The organism is Paenibacillus sp. FSL R10-2736 (genome assembly GCF_038000245.1).
Taxonomy (GTDB): Bacteria; Bacillota; Bacilli; order Paenibacillales; family Paenibacillaceae; genus Paenibacillus_AQ; species Paenibacillus_AQ phytohabitans.
In genome coordinates this window covers 2,449,174-2,464,627 of sequence record NZ_JBBOBN010000001.1, presented here as the reverse complement: position 1 = coordinate 2,464,627, position 15,454 = coordinate 2,449,174, and the positions used below count along the sequence as shown (strand labels likewise).

General features: G+C 54.4%; 16 protein-coding genes. All 16 read right to left on the bottom strand.

Going from position 1 to position 15,454, the window contains the following annotated elements:
* Window positions 1-26 precede the first annotated feature (26 nt).
* Window positions 27-548: a cell wall elongation regulator TseB-like domain-containing protein gene (locus NSQ73_RS10400; RefSeq protein WP_246354207.1), complete on the bottom strand. Its 522-nt coding sequence runs from the start codon at window positions 546-548 to the stop codon at window positions 27-29.
* A gap of 26 nt (window positions 549-574) precedes the next feature.
* Window positions 575-1,876, bottom strand: coding sequence for an amidohydrolase (locus NSQ73_RS10395; RefSeq protein ID WP_340986337.1), 1,302 nt, complete (start codon window positions 1,874-1,876; stop codon window positions 575-577).
* Window positions 1,863-2,516 (bottom strand): redox-sensing transcriptional repressor Rex, encoded by a 654-nt coding sequence (locus tag NSQ73_RS10390; protein ID WP_039308806.1) that lies wholly within the window; start codon window positions 2,514-2,516, stop codon window positions 1,863-1,865. The genes NSQ73_RS10395 and NSQ73_RS10390 overlap by 14 nt, the downstream gene beginning before the upstream one ends.
* A 219-nt stretch (window positions 2,517-2,735) precedes the next feature.
* A complete protein-coding gene (gene dinG, locus NSQ73_RS10385; protein ID WP_340986336.1) occupies window positions 2,736-5,594 on the bottom strand; it encodes an ATP-dependent DNA helicase DinG in 2,859 nt (952 codons plus the stop codon).
* A gap of 117 nt (window positions 5,595-5,711) precedes the next feature.
* Window positions 5,712-6,353: a hypothetical protein gene (locus NSQ73_RS10380; protein ID WP_171716658.1), complete on the bottom strand. Its 642-nt coding sequence runs from the start codon at window positions 6,351-6,353 to the stop codon at window positions 5,712-5,714.
* A gap of 114 nt (window positions 6,354-6,467) precedes the next feature.
* Window positions 6,468-6,851, bottom strand: coding sequence for an aspartate 1-decarboxylase (gene panD, locus NSQ73_RS10375; protein ID WP_039308797.1), 384 nt, complete (start codon window positions 6,849-6,851; stop codon window positions 6,468-6,470).
* The gene (gene panC / locus NSQ73_RS10370) at window positions 6,844-7,734 is read right to left on the bottom strand and encodes a pantoate--beta-alanine ligase (protein WP_340986335.1); all 891 of its coding nucleotides are present in this window, start codon (window positions 7,732-7,734) and stop codon (window positions 6,844-6,846) included. Before panC ends, panD begins: the two co-directional genes overlap by 8 nt.
* A gap of 1 nt (window position 7,735) precedes the next feature.
* Window positions 7,736-8,602: a 3-methyl-2-oxobutanoate hydroxymethyltransferase gene (gene panB, locus NSQ73_RS10365; protein ID WP_171716661.1), complete on the bottom strand. Its 867-nt coding sequence runs from the start codon at window positions 8,600-8,602 to the stop codon at window positions 7,736-7,738.
* Window positions 8,603-8,921: 319 nt separating this feature from the next.
* Entirely contained in the window at window positions 8,922-9,722 is an 801-nt protein-coding gene (locus NSQ73_RS10360; RefSeq protein ID WP_076243336.1) for a biotin--[acetyl-CoA-carboxylase] ligase, read from the bottom strand.
* A complete protein-coding gene (locus NSQ73_RS10355) occupies window positions 9,712-11,184 on the bottom strand; it encodes a CCA tRNA nucleotidyltransferase (RefSeq protein WP_340986334.1) in 1,473 nt (490 codons plus the stop codon). Before NSQ73_RS10355 ends, NSQ73_RS10360 begins: the two co-directional genes overlap by 11 nt.
* Window positions 11,185-11,194: 10 nt before the next feature.
* Window positions 11,195-12,352, bottom strand: a complete 1,158-nt coding sequence (gene bshA / locus NSQ73_RS10350; RefSeq protein ID WP_340986333.1) for an N-acetyl-alpha-D-glucosaminyl L-malate synthase BshA — start codon at window positions 12,350-12,352, stop codon at window positions 11,195-11,197.
* A gap of 92 nt (window positions 12,353-12,444) precedes the next feature.
* On the bottom strand, window positions 12,445-13,149 hold the full coding sequence (bshB1, locus tag NSQ73_RS10345; RefSeq protein WP_042138603.1) for a bacillithiol biosynthesis deacetylase BshB1: 705 nt from the start codon (window positions 13,147-13,149) through the stop codon (window positions 12,445-12,447).
* Complete coding sequence (mgsA, locus tag NSQ73_RS10340; protein ID WP_039309895.1) at window positions 13,149-13,571, bottom strand: methylglyoxal synthase; 423 nt, start codon at window positions 13,569-13,571, stop codon at window positions 13,149-13,151. The genes bshB1 and mgsA overlap by 1 nt, the downstream gene beginning before the upstream one ends.
* Before the next feature lie 15 nt (window positions 13,572-13,586).
* The gene (gene dapB / locus NSQ73_RS10335) at window positions 13,587-14,390 is read right to left on the bottom strand and encodes a 4-hydroxy-tetrahydrodipicolinate reductase (RefSeq protein ID WP_042138605.1); all 804 of its coding nucleotides are present in this window, start codon (window positions 14,388-14,390) and stop codon (window positions 13,587-13,589) included.
* 33 nt (window positions 14,391-14,423) lie between these two features.
* On the bottom strand, window positions 14,424-14,945 hold the full coding sequence (locus NSQ73_RS10330) for a tetratricopeptide repeat protein (RefSeq protein ID WP_042138606.1): 522 nt from the start codon (window positions 14,943-14,945) through the stop codon (window positions 14,424-14,426).
* A gap of 59 nt (window positions 14,946-15,004) precedes the next feature.
* Window positions 15,005-15,334, bottom strand: coding sequence for a nucleotide pyrophosphohydrolase (locus tag NSQ73_RS10325; protein ID WP_039309889.1), 330 nt, complete (start codon window positions 15,332-15,334; stop codon window positions 15,005-15,007).
* Window positions 15,335-15,454: the final 120 nt, after the last annotated feature.

Genomic DNA, 15,454 nt, shown 5'->3' with positions numbered 1-15,454 from the left:
CTGCTGTAGACCATTCTTGCTGCCGCTTACCGGTTGGGCAGGCTGTACCCTTCACCGATGGCACTGCCGTCTGTGAAGCGATAGAAGCTGTAATAGAACCTGCCGTCCTTTTTGTAGAACAGCTGCCAGGCATATTCTCCGTTATACACTCCCGGCAGCAGCCGCTTAATCGTAATACCCGGAAGCTGGGCAGCTATAATATCACGGATTTGCGCCTCAGAAGTCCCTTTGCTGAGCTCCTCTGCGTATAAATCGTTGTCGCCTCCGGCTGGCTGGCCGTCCTTGGTAAAGCGGACCCAAACCATCAGCTCGGTTCCTGCATCATTTTTTCCGGTAAGCACCCAGTAAATCGCATTTTCATCCCAGACGGATTTCTGTGCTTTGGATACCTCAGTTAAGCCGGCGCGCGCTCTGGCAATCTCTTTGGCTTCACTCCGCTCGTTCCACTGATCCTTCATAATGTAGGCATAAAACTGGCTTAGTCCGAACAGAAGGAGCAGAACCAGGGAAATCCCCAGCGGAAGCCATTTTCTCCTCTTCTTCAACATGCAGCTTCCTTTCCATATAACCTGTATTACCGTTTAAGCAGCCCCTCGAACGTTTCCTGCGCTTTGCGGCGGATGGCTTCTTCATCTAGTGTCAGACATTGTCTGTGCTTCACAATCTGTTTGCCGTTCACCCAGACATGCTCCACATCCTTGGCACTGGCTGAATATACCGCATGGGACAAAAGATCGGTATGCGGCAGCAAATGCGGCTGATCAATATCAATCGCAATGAAGTCGGCCTTCATCCCTGCTGCAAGCCGGCCTACCTGGTTCAGGAAAATAGACTGTGCACCATATTCGGTCGCCATCAGCAGCGCCTCTGGAGCCGGTACTGCTGTTGGATCACCGCTTACGCCTTTGTGAATCAACGCGGCCAGACGCATCTCTTCGAACATATCCAGGTTGTTGTTGCTTGCTGCACCGTCCGTACCCAGGGAGACCTTAACGCCTGCTCTGAGCAGCTCAGGAACACGGGCTACTCCGCTGGCCAGCTTCAGATTGCTGCCGGGATTGTGGGATACGCCAACATTGTGGCGGGCCAAAATCTCAATCTCTTCATCATTCAGATGAACACCGTGGGCGATCAGGGACGGCCGGGTGAACATTCCCAGCTTCTCCAGATGAGCGACCGGACGCAGGCCGTAATCGGCCACATTCTGCTCCACCTCATGACGCGTTTCGGACATATGCGTGTGCATCGGCAGATCAAGATCATGAGCCGCCTGGACAAACTTCATGAAGAACTCCGGAGGACAGGTGTAAGGCGCATGCGGCGAGAGCATTGCAGTAATTCTGCCGTCAGCCTTGCCATGCCAGTTCCGGGCAAAAGCAATCGCTTCCGCCAGTTTATGATTCTGCACCTCTTCAGGGCACAGGCCAATAACACCGCGCATAAGTACTGCACGGATGCCTGACTGCTCGGTAACCTCAGCAACCCGGTCCATATGGTCATACATATCGAGGAAGGTCGTAGTGCCGCCCTTCAGCATCTCAAGAACGGACAAAGAGGTTCCCCAGTACACATCATCACCGGTGAATTTCTCTTCCATCGGCCACATTTTTTCCTGCAGCCAAGCCTGCAGTACCATATCATCGCCGTAGCCGCGCAGCAGTGACATCGCCGCATGGCCGTGGGTGTTGACGAGACCCGGCATGAACAGCAGCCGGCTGCCGTCAATAACCTCGGCATCCTCTTCAATTACAGGCTTATCTTCACCTATGTAAGTAATCAGATCATTTTCGATGGTCATAAAACCGCTCAGCACCGGCTTATCACTGCCAGGTACCAGAAAACGGCCGTCTTTAATAATGGTTTTATTGCTGCTCATCTTCAGCTTCGTCCTTTCCGTCATGCAAATAATAAGCCAGACTCTGCAAATCCGTAGTGAAATCGGCGGCATGAATCCGGATATTGGCCGGAGTCTTAAGAATTACAGGGGCAAAATTCAGGATCGCCTCAATGCCCGAATCTACCAGAATGTCAGCAACGTTCTGTGCTTCACTGTCCGGAACTGTAATAATCCCGATGCGGATGCCCTGTGCACGGATGGTATCCCCCAACTCACTCATCGGCTGAACAGTCAGCGAGTTGATCTGCTGGCCTACCTTAGGCTCATAAGCATCAAATACAGCTGTAATCTTCATCGTATCCTTCAAGTAGGCATTGTAATTCGACAAGGCGTGGCCGAGATTACCTGCACCTACCAGAGCTACATTAATCTGCTGGTCCAGCTTCAGAATATGCCGGATCTTCTCAATCAGATAAGAGACATCATACCCAATGCCCTTTCTGCCGAAATCACCAAAATAAGCCAGGTCCTTGCGGATCTGGGCTGGGTTGAGATCGAGCTTCTGTCCCAGCTCCTGAGAAGAAACTGTTGAGATTTCACGTTTTTGGAGATCGTTCAGGAAACGCAGGTACACTGGGAGTCTGCGAACGACGGCCTCCGATATTTTATCCGATTTCATGTTTTCTCCTCCTTAAAGTTTTGATAGCATATGCTGCTTGATTCAACTTCGCAAAACTCGCTTCGTAAGCATTCACTTAGGTTTGATAGCATATGCTGCTTGATAAGCCGGTTATAGGAACCGTGCTCCGGGTACTACTGCCCGTTTGGGCAGCAGCAGTGGAGCACGGGACTTCAGAACAATAATTACTTATACATAATATCAACCGGAGACGGATTATTAAACCCCGCCTTCTTCAAGCCATTCTGCAATCCGCGGAACGATCTGATCCGTCAGCATATGCTCCATCTTGGGGCCGGGCAGCGAATACAGGAAATACTTCCCATAATAAGATTCGATTACCCTGGTATCATATACAATAACGATTCCGCGGTCCTGCGCGGTGCGGACCAGCCGCCCGAAGCCTTGCTTGAAGCGGATTACGGCCTGCGGGACGGACAGCTTCATGAACGGATTCTTCTTCTGTGCCTGGAGCAGCTCCGACTTCGCTTCAGCCAGCGGATGATTAGGCGGCTGGAACGGAAGTCTGACAATGGCCAGACAGGTCAAAGCTTCCCCGGGAATGTCTACACCTTCCCAGAAGCTGCTCGTACCCAGTAAGACAGACGCTGTACTGTCCTGGAACCGCCGGATCAGCTTGCTCCGGCTGCCGCCTTCTACGCCTTGTCCAAGCACCGCGATATCCTGCGAAGCCAGGGCCTCCTTCAGCGGATCATAGACCTGGCGCAGCATCTTGTAGGAGGTGAAGAGCACCAGCATCCGCCCGCGGGTAGCCACGGCAGTTTCTGCCAGAGAATGGACCAGTGTATCCACAAAGCGGGCATCCCCTATGCTTCCCTTGACACTCGGGAAATCACGGGGAATGACAAGCAGTGCCTGCTCACGGTATTTGAACGGCGACGGAAGCAGGGCTGTCATCAGACGGCCCTGCTCTGCAGCCTCACCAAGACCGAGATTATCTATCATGAACTGGAATGACTTATCCACAGACAAGGTGGCCGAGGTCAGGATGATACTCTTCTTCTTGTCGAAGAACAGCTCCCTGAGCTGGGTGCTCACATCCACCGGAACGGCATACATCTGCAGCGATTTGCCGCGGTAATTGCCGCTCCCCTCCAGCCAGTAGACGATATTCTCGTCATTCAGTCCCATAAAGAAACGGATCTGCTCCCGGATGGAGGCCAGGTCCTTGAACAACCCGCCGATATCCGTCACAAGACTGTCCGAAGAAGACTGGCTGTCGGTATCACGCATCTCACTAAGCATTTTATCACCCTTGCGGATGATATCGCTCAAGCTGAGGTGGAGTGTATTCTCCAGAGCGGCCAGCTCCTCCCACTCTTTGGGCTTCTTGCCCGGCTGCAGGCGTGCGACCAGCTGGCCGGCTTCACCGGCTCCGGCATCGCTGCGTTCAGGCAGCAAGCCGAAGAGCTTGTCGCTGAGCGTATCCCAGGACTCCTTGACGGTAAGCAGATCCGGATAGATCCGGTCGATAACACCGCTCCATTCCGAAGCCTGCTCACTGCCGGACGATTGCAGGGTCTGGCGCAGGGCAGGCAGCTGTCCGCTCCGGCTGTCCTTGTACAGACGGGTGAGTGTATGCGCCACGGTGAAGTATTTCATCTGCATTCCGAGATGTTTGCCGGCAATGTCCTCCAGATGATGCGCCTCATCAATGATGAGATGCTCGTAAGCCGGAAGCAGCTGATGCCCGGCCTTAACATCTGCGAATAACTTGGAGTGATTGGTCACCACCACATCAGAAATCCCGGCTTCATGCTTGGCCCGGTGATAATAACATTTCCGGAACCACGGGCATGAGCGCCCCAGACAAGAGTCGGTATCACTGGCTACGGTCTCCCAGAAATCACCGCCGCGCCCGCTTAAGTTCAGCTCTTCATCATCGCCGGTCTCCGTCTGGGTCAGCCAGACCATCATCTGTGCGGCCGTAAGCGCTTCTTCCCTGGGACTTGTGAAGTCCCTTTTATTAATTCTATGTTCAAACTTGCGGAGACACAAATAGTGACCTCTTCCCTTAAAGATCGCTGCCTTGAATGGGAAGGGCACAACACTCGTCAAAAGAGGGATGTCGCGCTCACGCAGCTGATCCTGAAGGTTGATCGTATGCGTGCTGACCATGACCTTCTGATTACTGCGGACACTGTGATAAATGGCCGGAAGCAGGTAGCCCAGCGATTTGCCGGTGCCGGTTCCTGCTTCAATCAGCAGATGCTTATCCTGATCAAGCGCCGTCATGACCTCCTGGATCATCAGTTCCTGGGCTTCACGGCTCTCATACTGCGGCAGGGTATCCTTCAGGCGCTTGGTTACCTCTTCCATATACTCCCCGAAGGTAATATTCTGCAGCGGGTTGTCAGATCCTTCCTCCCGCGGCGGAGGCAGCTCTGCCCAGTCGCCTACAGCAAGGGCCAGCTGACGGTAGAAGGTCAGGTCTCCTTCCGGCTGGAAGGTCTCCATTTCGCGCTCACGCAGCAGACCGTCGAAATACCAGGCCAGGTCACTGTCTTCATCGGCGAACAGCTCATTGAGCCGCTGGATGGTCAGGAGAGGCAGGCTGTCCAGCTCCTCCAGACATTTCAGCAGCACAAGAGCAGTTGCGAGGGCATCACTGTCCGCTTGATGGGGACGCTCATGCGTAAGGCCAAAATGGCTGCTCACGGACCCAAGCTGATAGGTAGTCAGCGAGGGAAAGCATATTTTGAGAAAATCGATAGTATCCAGAATCCGGCCCTGAAACGGCAAATAACCGCAGCGGTCCAGCGCATTCTGCAAGAAATGAAAATCAAACGCCACATTATGTCCAACCAGCACAACATCATCGAGCAGCGGCACCAGTTCCATCATCATCTCATCAAGTTCCGGCGCGTCCTGCACATCACTGTCTGTAATTCCGGTCAAGCCCGTAATAAAAGGAGGAATGGGTGCTCCGGGCTTGACATAGGAACCATACACCCGGGAGATGGACCTGTCTTCCTCTATAATGGCAAGGCCAACCTGGATGATCTCTCCCACAGATTGGGTTCCCGTAGTTTCAAAATCAAGCACGGCAAATTTCATTATAAGTTCTATTCCCTTTCACTTGAGACTCTTTATCAGCATAACAGAAGTTACGAAAAAAGGCGATGCACACCCCTGGTGAAGCAGGGCCACATCGCTTGAACGGATGAAAATTAATTATAAAAGCGAGACCAGCTGTTGTCCGAACTGAAGCTTCCCGCCCCGCTTGCGGCAAACCTCCAGATTAACATTCGGCTCAGGAAGAGCGGGATCATGCAGCAGAGAAAGACTGAACAGCTCACTTGCTTCATTAAAGCGTTCCTGAGAAGCTCTGATGCAGCCAAGCGCATTATAAATCATCGCCTTCAGCTTCGTTTCACGGATGAGGCCGAGCATATGATTCAGATGCCCCCATGCCGTCTCCCCTTCACCCTCCTGCAGATAAGCCATAGCCAGATACAGCCGGGCAGCCAGACTGTCCGGGTGCCGGGCAGTGACTTCCTTGAACTGTTCGATACATTTGCGGTACATAAGCAGCTTATAATACCCCTGTCCCCTGACAAAAGCATCCATAGCAAGCTCTGGCGCTTCCTCCTCAGGGATTTCCTGCTCCGGCTGCGGCTGAAAATCTGCCTGATCGCGGAACTGGCTAAGCTTCTCGGCAAAGGCCAGCCATTCATCCATTACATCATCGCTGATCCTGTGGAGCATATTATATTTGGATAAAAGGTCGTTGCGGCGGGCACCCTCCGCAGTAGGATAGTCAGCACTGATCTCCTGCAGCATCTTGTTCATCTCAGCAAATAAATGTTGAAACACCGGACATCCCACCCTTACTGATAATGAATTCAGCTTAAGCTTGCCTGACTTCATTTTTCACAAGTAGGGGTGTCTTCATCCCTGCCATTGATTACATGGCTCAAACAGCGGGATTTAGGCAATCGTCGCGTGAATCTCATGATCCGCCAGCTTCACCGGCTGATTGTCGGCATCTACAAATACAACAGTCGGCTTATGGTCCGCCAGTTCTTCGGATGACAGCATCGCGTAGGAAATGATGATAACGGTATCCCCCGGCTGCACGAGGCGTGCAGCTGCACCGTTCAGACAAATAACGCCGCTGCCGCGCGGGCCGGGGATCACGTAGGTTTCCAGCCTGGAGCCGTTATTGTTATCCACGATCTGCACCTTCTCGTTCTCCAGCAAATCCGCGGCTTCCATCAGATTCTCATCTATGGTAATGCTGCCGACATAATTCAAATTGGCTTCGGTGACGGTAGCACGGTGAATCTTGGATTTCATCATATGTCTAAACAAGAGCGTGAGCCTCCTTGGGAATAAATACATTATTGTCGATCAGGCGGGTTCTGCCGAATTTCACGGCAAGTGCCATAATGACCTCTCCGCCGGCTGCACTCAGCTTACTGCCGCCTTCCAGGCTCTCCAGATCCGGGAAAGTCAGGATTTCTGCGTAATCAATAACCGCAAGCGGGGATTCAGCAATAACTGAAACCAGCAGCCCCCGGGCCTCATCCACCGTTCTCACCTTGCCGTCCTCCAGTGCCTGGCGGACTTCGCGCAGGGAACGGGACAACACCAGTGCCTGTCTGCGCTCTTCAGCGCTCAGATAGACATTGCGTGAGCTGAGGGCCAGTCCGTCTTCTTCCCGCACGATCGGGCAAGCGATAATTTCAACATTCATATTCAGGTCCGCCACCATCCGGCGGAGAACAGCTACCTGCTGGGCATCCTTCAATCCGAAGAAGGCATAATCCGGCTGTACAATATTGAACAGCTTGCTGACCACCGTAGTCACTCCGTCAAAATGGCCCGGACGCGAAGCTCCGCAGAGCTGTGTTGTAAGGGAAGACACCGAAACTCCCGTGCGGATCGGCTGGGGATACATTTCCTCGACACCAGGGATAAACACAATATCCGCACCCTCGCGTTCAGCAAGCGCCAGATCACGCTGCTCATCGCGGGGATAGGAAGCGAAATCCTCATTAGGGCCAAACTGCAGCGGATTGACAAATATACTCATCACCACTGTGCCGCTCTTCTCACCTGCTGCGCGCAGCAGGCTGGCATGGCCTTCATGCAGATAACCCATGGTAGGTACAAAACCGACCGGCCCATGGCCGCCTTGACGCATATATTCCAGCGCTTCACGCATCTGTGCAATTGTTCTGATTACTCTCATCTTATTTCGCTCCTTTGCCGGCACCGCCGTATAGGGATTCCAGTACCGTTTCATCCGCGTTAAACACATGTTCCTCCGCCGGGAAGGAGCGGTCTTTCACTTCCCGCACATAGCTGCTGATGCCTTCACGGATCAGACTGCCGACATCGGCGTAGGTTTTGACAAACCGTTTCTCCCGGTAAGGGGAGGCATAGCGCAGCACATCATGGAACACCAGCACCTGACCGTCACAATAGCGGCCCGCGCCAATGCCGATGGTCGGAATACTGATTGCCTTGGAGATGGCTGCGGCCACTTCTTCCGTCACCAGCTCAAGCACGATGCCGAAGGCTCCGGCAGCTTCAAGCCCCTTCGCTTCATCGATCAGCCGCTGTGCATCCTTGGCATCCTTGCCCTGAATCCGGTAGCCGCCGATCATATTCACCGATTGCGGAGTCAAGCCGATATGTCCGAGAACAGGCACGCCGGCGGCAACTACAGCAGAGACCGCATTGCAGATTTCAAGGCCGCCTTCCATTTTGACTGCATGGGCCTGGCCTTCCTGCATCAGCCTGCGCACCCCGCGCAAGGTCTCATCCACACTTCCGTGATAGGTCATAAAAGGCATATCCGCGATGATAAATGTATTCTGTGCCCCGCGCTTCACCGAACGGGTATGGTAGACCATATCGTCTATGGTAACCGGCAGGGTGGTATCGTAACCAAGCACAACATTCCCGAGCGAGTCGCCTACCAGAATCAGGTCGACACCTGCCTCCTCGGCGAGCAGGGCTGAGGGATAGTCATACGCGGTCAGCATGCTCAGCGGCACACCTTCCGTTTTCATTTTTTTCATTTTGATAATATTCAGCGGATGTTTCTCTGCCATTAGCTCTCATTCCCCTTTTCCATAAAATACGCGTTACCGCGCAAACAAAAAAACCTTTTAGCATGGTCCGCTAAAAAGGTCCGAAGGGCAAAAAAGAGTCACTCGCGATCGTCCCTTCTGTCTCGGTCCTTACGGCTCAGAGCAGAATCCAACGTAACCGTTACATACAGTTATGAAGGTAAATCCGGTAAAACAACTCTATAAAAGTTCAGTTGCTTAAGTACAGCTCGCCATAGCGATGCCGCCTCTGAAGCTATTATAACAAAATCTGCAGACAATTACACCTAAAAATATGACATAAGGCGGCATGTCTTGACGCTCAGATCATTTCGATTTCCCCTGACAGCACGCTGGTAATCTCACCGGCGCTATTGCGCAGCCGCAGTCCTCCGTTGTCATCCAGACCTACTGCAGTGGCTTCGGTGCGGCCTAGCGGCGTGTTCACACACACCTGGCGGCCCAGCGTTACCGACATCGATTCCCAGAGCTCCCGAATAGGCCGGAAGCCCTGCTCTATGTATTGAAGATACAGATATTCGAGCTCAGCCAGCACCGCTTCCGCAAGCCCGGTACGGTCAACGGGAATGCCGCCCCCTTCAATCAGCAGGGAGGTTCCCACCTCCTGCAGTTCAGCCGGGTAATCTTCACGGGTCAGATTAACGGCAATGCCGATTCCGGCTATACAGTAATGAAGGCCGCCTTCCCTAAGGGAGGATTCAAGCAGAATGCCGCAAATTTTGCGTCCGCCGGCCAGCAGATCATTAGGCCACTTGATGCCGGCGGGAACACCGGTAACCTCACGGATCGCCGTGCAGACAGCTACACCTGCCAGCAGAGTCAGCTGCGGGGTCAGGGACAGCGGGAGATTCGGACGCAGCACCAGGCTCATCCAGATTCCCTTGCCGCGCGGGGAATGCCACTTGCGGCCCATTCTGCCCCGGCCGCCGGTCTGCTCCTCGGCCATAATCGCGGTGCCTTCAGGGGCACCGTTCTCGGCCAGCTTCTTGGCTTCCTCTTGTGTAGACGCCACCGAATCCATCCGTACGATTTCGCCAGGCCAGCTTGAAACGAAGTCCTCCCGCTTCATACGGCCGGACGGCAGCGTATCATCACTCTTCATCTCTATCCATCCTTTGTGCTTCCTGCAGCAATAATTGTTTGTCATTTGCAATGCCGCCGGCTGCGGCAGCCAGCAGCAGCTTGTTCAGCAGCACGCCAAGCCATGGCCCGGGCCGCTTCTGCAGCAATTCTGCCAGCTCGTTGCCCGTCACCGCCAGCTCCGCAAGACTGCGGAGCGGCATAGCTGCGGTCCAGAAGCGCAGGAGCCGGGCTTGGACCGTGGCGTAAACGGGCTGCTGCCCGGCGGCGGGGCTGAGGACTGGCGGCACAGTGGCGGCAGGACCGAGGGCAGGCGGCGCTGTGGCGGCAGGACCGAGGGCAGGCGGCACGGTGGCGGCAGGACGGAGGGCAGGCGGCGCTGTAGCCGCGCCCGCTGAACCCTGCGCCAGATCCGGCGCAGGGACAGGCCCCGCGGCGGCATCCTCCGCCGCCGCAAGCAGCGTCAGCCACCCTTCGGCGGCTGACTGGCCGTGGGCCAGCACGGCGGCGATCCACCGCCGCCGCAGGCCCTCCGTGGCGCCTGGAGCATCCGGCGCCACCGAAGACAGCGCCGCGTCCCAGGCTTCGCGGACGCGCAGTACGGCGACGACGCTGCTGCGCGTCGCCCCCGGGAACGTCCATGCCCGCAGGAGCTCATCCGCCGCAGCGGCGGACGATCCCAGGGCATGCAGCAGGAGCGCCCACCGCAGGCGGGCGTCCTGCAGGTTCCCCAGACCGGCTGTACGGGCGGCGGCTGCCGCCAGGTCATAGCCGGTCCAGGGGAACGGCGCCTTACCGCGCGGCAGCAGGCCGCTGCGCAGCAGGAGGGCCAGCCCGCGCTGCGGATGCGGGCCCTCTACGATGCGCTCGACCTCCGCGCGCACCCGCTCCACAGCAATATGCGCCAGCTTATCCCGCTGGCGCATCAGGCCGCGCCACGTATTCTTGGCGATGGCGAAATCCAGCACGGAGGCGAAGCGCACACAGCGCAGCATCCGCAGCGCATCCTCGCCGAAGCGTTCCTCCGCCTGGCCCACACAGCGGATACGGCGGAGCTGAAGATCCCGCTCACCGCCAAAGGGATCAATCAGCACACCATTAAGCCCGGAGCACATGGCGTTGATCGTGAAATCGCGGCGGCGGAGGTCCTCCTTCACATCGCTCACAAAAAAGACGTGCTCCGGACGGCGGTGATCGGCATAGCCGCTCTCCGTCCGGTACGTCGTAACTTCAAAGCTATAACCATTCTGCAGCACAGTAACCGTGCCATGAGCCAGCCCGGTAGGAACACAGCGCGGAAACAGGGCCATAACCTCCTCCGGCAGTGCAGAGGTGGTAATGTCCATGTCATGCACCGGTCTGCCCAGCAGTTCATCGCGCAGGCAGCCGCCCACGAAATAAGCTTCATGCCCTCCCGCCAGCAGACCGGTAATAACGGTGCCGGCGGCTTCCGCCATGCCGGATGATGCCATTGTCCATTCCATGCCTTACTCCTTACCCCCGGATAGGATCCAGTCCGAGTACCTTGCGTCCAAGCACGCGGTAATATATATCTTCGTATTGATTCGTAATCATATCTCTGCTGAAATCATGACAGGCCCGTTCCAGACAGGCGCGTCTGAAGCTCTCTGCCATCGCGTCGTCCGAGAGCAGCTGAACCGCATAATCAGCCATAGTCTGAGTATCGCCTACCGGCGCGAGGAATCCGGTTTTGCCATGCTGAATCAGCTCTGGAATCCCGCCGGTCTGGGACCCGATGGTCGGAACGCCGCAAGCCATCGCCTCCAGGGCAACGAGCCCGAAGCTCTCCTTCTCCGAAGGGAGCAGCAGCAGATCAGCCAGTGAAATCACCTGGGCAATTTCATCCTGCTTACCCAGAAACCGCACTTTGTCCTCCAGGCCCATCTCGCTGATTTTGGCCTGAATCTTCGGCAGATCAGGCCCTTCCCCCACCAGAAGCAGACGTGAAGGCAGATGTTCATTCACCTTCGCGAATACATCCACCACATCACTTACCCTTTTAACCGGACGGAAGTTGCTGATATGCATCAGGATTTTTTCATCCGGAGCAGCGTAGTCACCGCGCAGGTCCGTTACATCGCGTGGATAATACACCCGTTTGTCCACGAAATTATAGGTCAGATCAATTTCCCGTGTAATATCAAGCGCCTTACGTGTTTCCTTGATGAGATCCTGGGAGACGGCAGTCACCGCATCACTCTCATTAATGCCCAGTCGGATCAGATCCTTCAGGGATTCATCCTGGCCCAGTACAGTAATATCTGTGCCATGCAGGGTCGTAACCACTTTAATGTCGTTGCCAAGGATCTGCTTGGCCAGAAAAGCACAGACCGCATGCGGCACCGCATAATGGACGTGGAACAAGTCCAGCTTCTGCATCTTGGCTACCTGGGCCATCTTGGTCGCCAGTGCCAGATCATAAGGCGGATAACGGAACACATAATAATCGTTAACCTCTACCTCATGATAAAATATATTTTTTTGAAACGTTCCCAGCCGGAACGGGATGCTGTGTGTAATAAAGTGGACCTCGTGGCCCTTCTCGGCCAAAAGCTTGCCCAGTTCAGTCGCCACTACGCCCGAGCCGCCAAGAGACGGATAACAAGTGATGCCTATCTTCAGCCGGTCCATAGCTCCGCCCCTTCATTTTACATAAATCTATTACTTCAAGTAATGACATGAATTTATTATAGTTGTTTTTCGGGCTTTTTCAAATCTGCGCCTTATTTACCGGCAGCACCGAAGTAATCCACCGTATGCGGCACCTTGCCGGCGAACCCTTCTGCATAAGGAATGAGCCTCCGCTGTCCGAGCAGCATATCTCTCGAACGGACGCGCTCGATATACCCTTCTGTTAAAGGAGTCTTCACAGCATCCTCACCAGGGAGTATGCCAAATTGCGACCGGTAGCAGGATAACGCCTGCTCTTTGAGCGGATATTGTTCCGTTACATCGACAATCAGATCGGTACGGCCCAGATCGTTAATGAAATAGAAATATAATTGCGGTTCAGGGATAGAAGGCATGTCCGGCATATACTTACGCAGCTTGGCGTTAAATACGGCCTCTTCCACCAGCTTGCTGCACGCGATATGATCCGGGTGCCTGTCCTCCCAATAAGGGGCGAACACGATGGAAGGGGCATAGCGGCGGATTTCCGCAGTTACTGCCGCCAGATGGTGCTCTGTCATATAGAGCCCCCGGTCAGGAAGTCCCAGATTCGTACGTACCGCAGCCCCCAACATGTCTGCAGCCTGCTGAGCCTCAAGTTTGCGAAGCTCCACCGTTCCGTTCGAAGACATTTCCGCCTGTGTCAGATCACACATCCCCACTTTGAAGCCGGCAGCAGTGTGCTTGGCGATGGTTCCCGCCATGCCGATCTCCGCATCATCGGCATGAGCGCCGAATACCAGAATGTCGAGTTTCATTATTCATCTACACCCGGTTTGTATTTATGTACCAGCTCGCGCCAGCCGAAATCTCCGCGGTCGATTGCCTTTACCAGAATTTCAGCTGTGGCAATATTGGTAGCCACCGGGATTCCATATACATCACACAGACGGAGCAGTGCCGTGATATCCGGTTCATGCGGCTGTGCCATAAGCGGATCGCGCAGGAAAATAATCAAATCAAGCTCATCCGTTGCCACCATGGAGCCAATCTGCTGATCTCCGCCCAGCGGGCCGGACATATAGCGGTGAATGACGAGTTTGGTTGCTTCCATGATCCGTTGTCCTGTCGTTCCGGTGGAATATAATTGATGCCCTTCAAAAACATGCTCATAGGCGGTTACGAAATTCACCATCTCATCTTTTTTGCGGTCATGTGCGATAAATGCGATTTTTAACATGTTGCTCTCCCCCGTCTATTCTATAAAATGCTCAAATCCGTAAATCAAACCGGTATACCCCATCACCTTCTGGATTCCCATCTTGACTCCCGGCATATACCCGGCACGCTCGTATGAATCATGGCGGATCTTAAGCGACTGTCCAAACCCGCCGAACACCACTTCCTCCTGGGCAAAAACGCCGGGAAGACGTACGCTATGAATCCGGAACCCGTTGTAGTAACCGCCGCGCGATCCCTCAATAATCTCTTCTTCCCCAGGGTGTCCCTGGCGAAGCTCCTGCCGTGCCTCAGAGATCATCTCTGCCGTCTTAATGGCTGTTCCTGATGGCGCATCCAGCTTCTGGTCCCCATGATACTCGATTATCTCCAGGTGCGGGAAATATTTGGCAGCCTGGGCCGCGAATTTCATTAGAAGAATGGCTCCGATGGAGAAGTTCGGTGCAATGAGTCCGCCGATCTCCTGATCCTGGCATTGCTTGTCCAGCTCGGCGATCTGTTCAGGCGTAAATCCGGTAGTCCCGATCACCGGACGAACGCCATATTTGATGGCCAGGGCAGTATTGCTGTAGGCTGACTGCGGAATGGTAAAGTCCACCAGCACATCTGCAGCAGCTCCTGCAAGAGCTGCCTCCAGGTCCGAAGTAACCCGAACACCACTATCCTCAAGGCCAACCATCCGGCCGGCATCGCTGTCGCCCGCAGAGCGGTCGACAGCGGCTGCCAGCTCCAGTTCATCATCCTGCAGCACCAGCTTCACAACTTCTTTGCCCATTCTTCCTCCGGCTCCGGAGACAATAACCCTGATCTTGTCGCTCAAATTAATTCCTCCCCGCTTTCCCTGGCTCTGATATTATTGTATATATTTTTGCAGCGATTTCTGCAGATCCTTCATCAGCTGACGCAGACCGGTATCATCCGGGTGCAGCGACATCACTTCTTTCAGTACAGCTATCGCCTGCAGATGCTCGTTCATCCGGCTGTGTGCAATAGCCAGCCATACATAAGCATCCCCATATAAGGGGTCCAGCGATACCGCTTCTTTCAGCAAGGTAACCGGATGGTATGGATTCACCGGCACCGCCGCCTCATCCTCCAGCAGCCGTTTTGCTTCCTGTACGAGCTGCAGTGCCTGCAAATGCTGAAGGTGCAGATCATATTCCGGTTTGGAACCATCCAGTTTGCGTGCGGCTACAGCGTGTTCAAGCGCCTTCTCCAGCATTCCGCTGCGGGCATAGGTGATGGAGCAGCGGTACCTTACCTCAGCATCATCCGGACTTGCCGCAATGGCCGCTTCGAACAGAGTGATGGCCTCGGCGAAGTCACTGCGCAGAATAGAGCGGTATGCCGCTTTTACATAGTCGTTATGATTCATATCCTCACCATCCTCACGGCTAAATCCCGTTCGTTTGGTACAGCATATGTAGTAAAGGCCTAATCGGTGTTTTTGAGCGTCCAGCGCCCGGCATCGCGGGTATTGAACTTGTGCATAACCTTGTTATGGGCTTCAGTAAGGTCTATGCCCAGTGAATTGGCGAAACAAACGGTAATGAAGAGAATGTCGCCCAGCTCCAGCTCGATCGAGTTATCGGCTTCATCCGCTTTTTTCGGTTTCTCGCCAAACTGATGGTTTACCTCCCGGGCCAGCTCTCCGACTTCCTCGGACATCCGGGCCAGCATGGACAGCGGGCTGAAATAGCCTTCTTTAAACTGTGAGATATACTGATCAACCTCACGCTGAATGTCACTAAGACTTTTATCCATAAATTGTTGTTTCACCCCCCGTATGTTCTTGCCTTCTGTTTGCCCCTATGTTATCGTAAAGACGTTTTGAAGACAAATCTTTTTTGAAAGTCTTTGTGGATTTGCGGCTGTATCCGTGAG

Bases quoted from the DNA above. Each gene is read 5' to 3' on its own strand.
- NSQ73_RS10400 (WP_246354207.1), bottom strand. From the start codon at position 548: ATGTTGAAGAAGAGGAGAAAATGGCTTCCGCTGGGGATTTCCCTGGTT.
- NSQ73_RS10395 (WP_340986337.1), bottom strand. From the start codon at position 1,876: ATGAGCAGCAATAAAACCATTATTAAAGACGGCCGTTTTCTGGTACCT.
- NSQ73_RS10390 (WP_039308806.1), bottom strand. From the start codon at position 2,516: ATGAAATCGGATAAAATATCGGAGGCCGTCGTTCGCAGACTCCCAGTG.
- dinG (WP_340986336.1), bottom strand. From the start codon at position 5,594: ATGAAATTTGCCGTGCTTGATTTTGAAACTACGGGAACCCAATCTGTG.
- panC (WP_340986335.1), bottom strand. From the start codon at position 7,734: ATGAGAGTAATCAGAACAATTGCACAGATGCGTGAAGCGCTGGAATAT.
- panB (WP_171716661.1), bottom strand. From the start codon at position 8,602: ATGGCAGAGAAACATCCGCTGAATATTATCAAAATGAAAAAAATGAAA.
- NSQ73_RS10360 (WP_076243336.1), bottom strand. From the start codon at position 9,722: ATGAAGAGTGATGATACGCTGCCGTCCGGCCGTATGAAGCGGGAGGAC.
- NSQ73_RS10355 (WP_340986334.1), bottom strand. From the start codon at position 11,184: ATGGAATGGACAATGGCATCATCCGGCATGGCGGAAGCCGCCGGCACC.
- bshA (WP_340986333.1), bottom strand. From the start codon at position 12,352: ATGGACCGGCTGAAGATAGGCATCACTTGTTATCCGTCTCTTGGCGGC.
- bshB1 (WP_042138603.1), bottom strand. From the start codon at position 13,149: ATGAAACTCGACATTCTGGTATTCGGCGCTCATGCCGATGATGCGGAG.
- mgsA (WP_039309895.1), bottom strand. From the start codon at position 13,571: ATGTTAAAAATCGCATTTATCGCACATGACCGCAAAAAAGATGAGATG.
- NSQ73_RS10330 (WP_042138606.1), bottom strand. From the start codon at position 14,945: ATGAATCATAACGACTATGTAAAAGCGGCATACCGCTCTATTCTGCGC.
- NSQ73_RS10325 (WP_039309889.1), bottom strand. From the start codon at position 15,334: ATGGATAAAAGTCTTAGTGACATTCAGCGTGAGGTTGATCAGTATATC.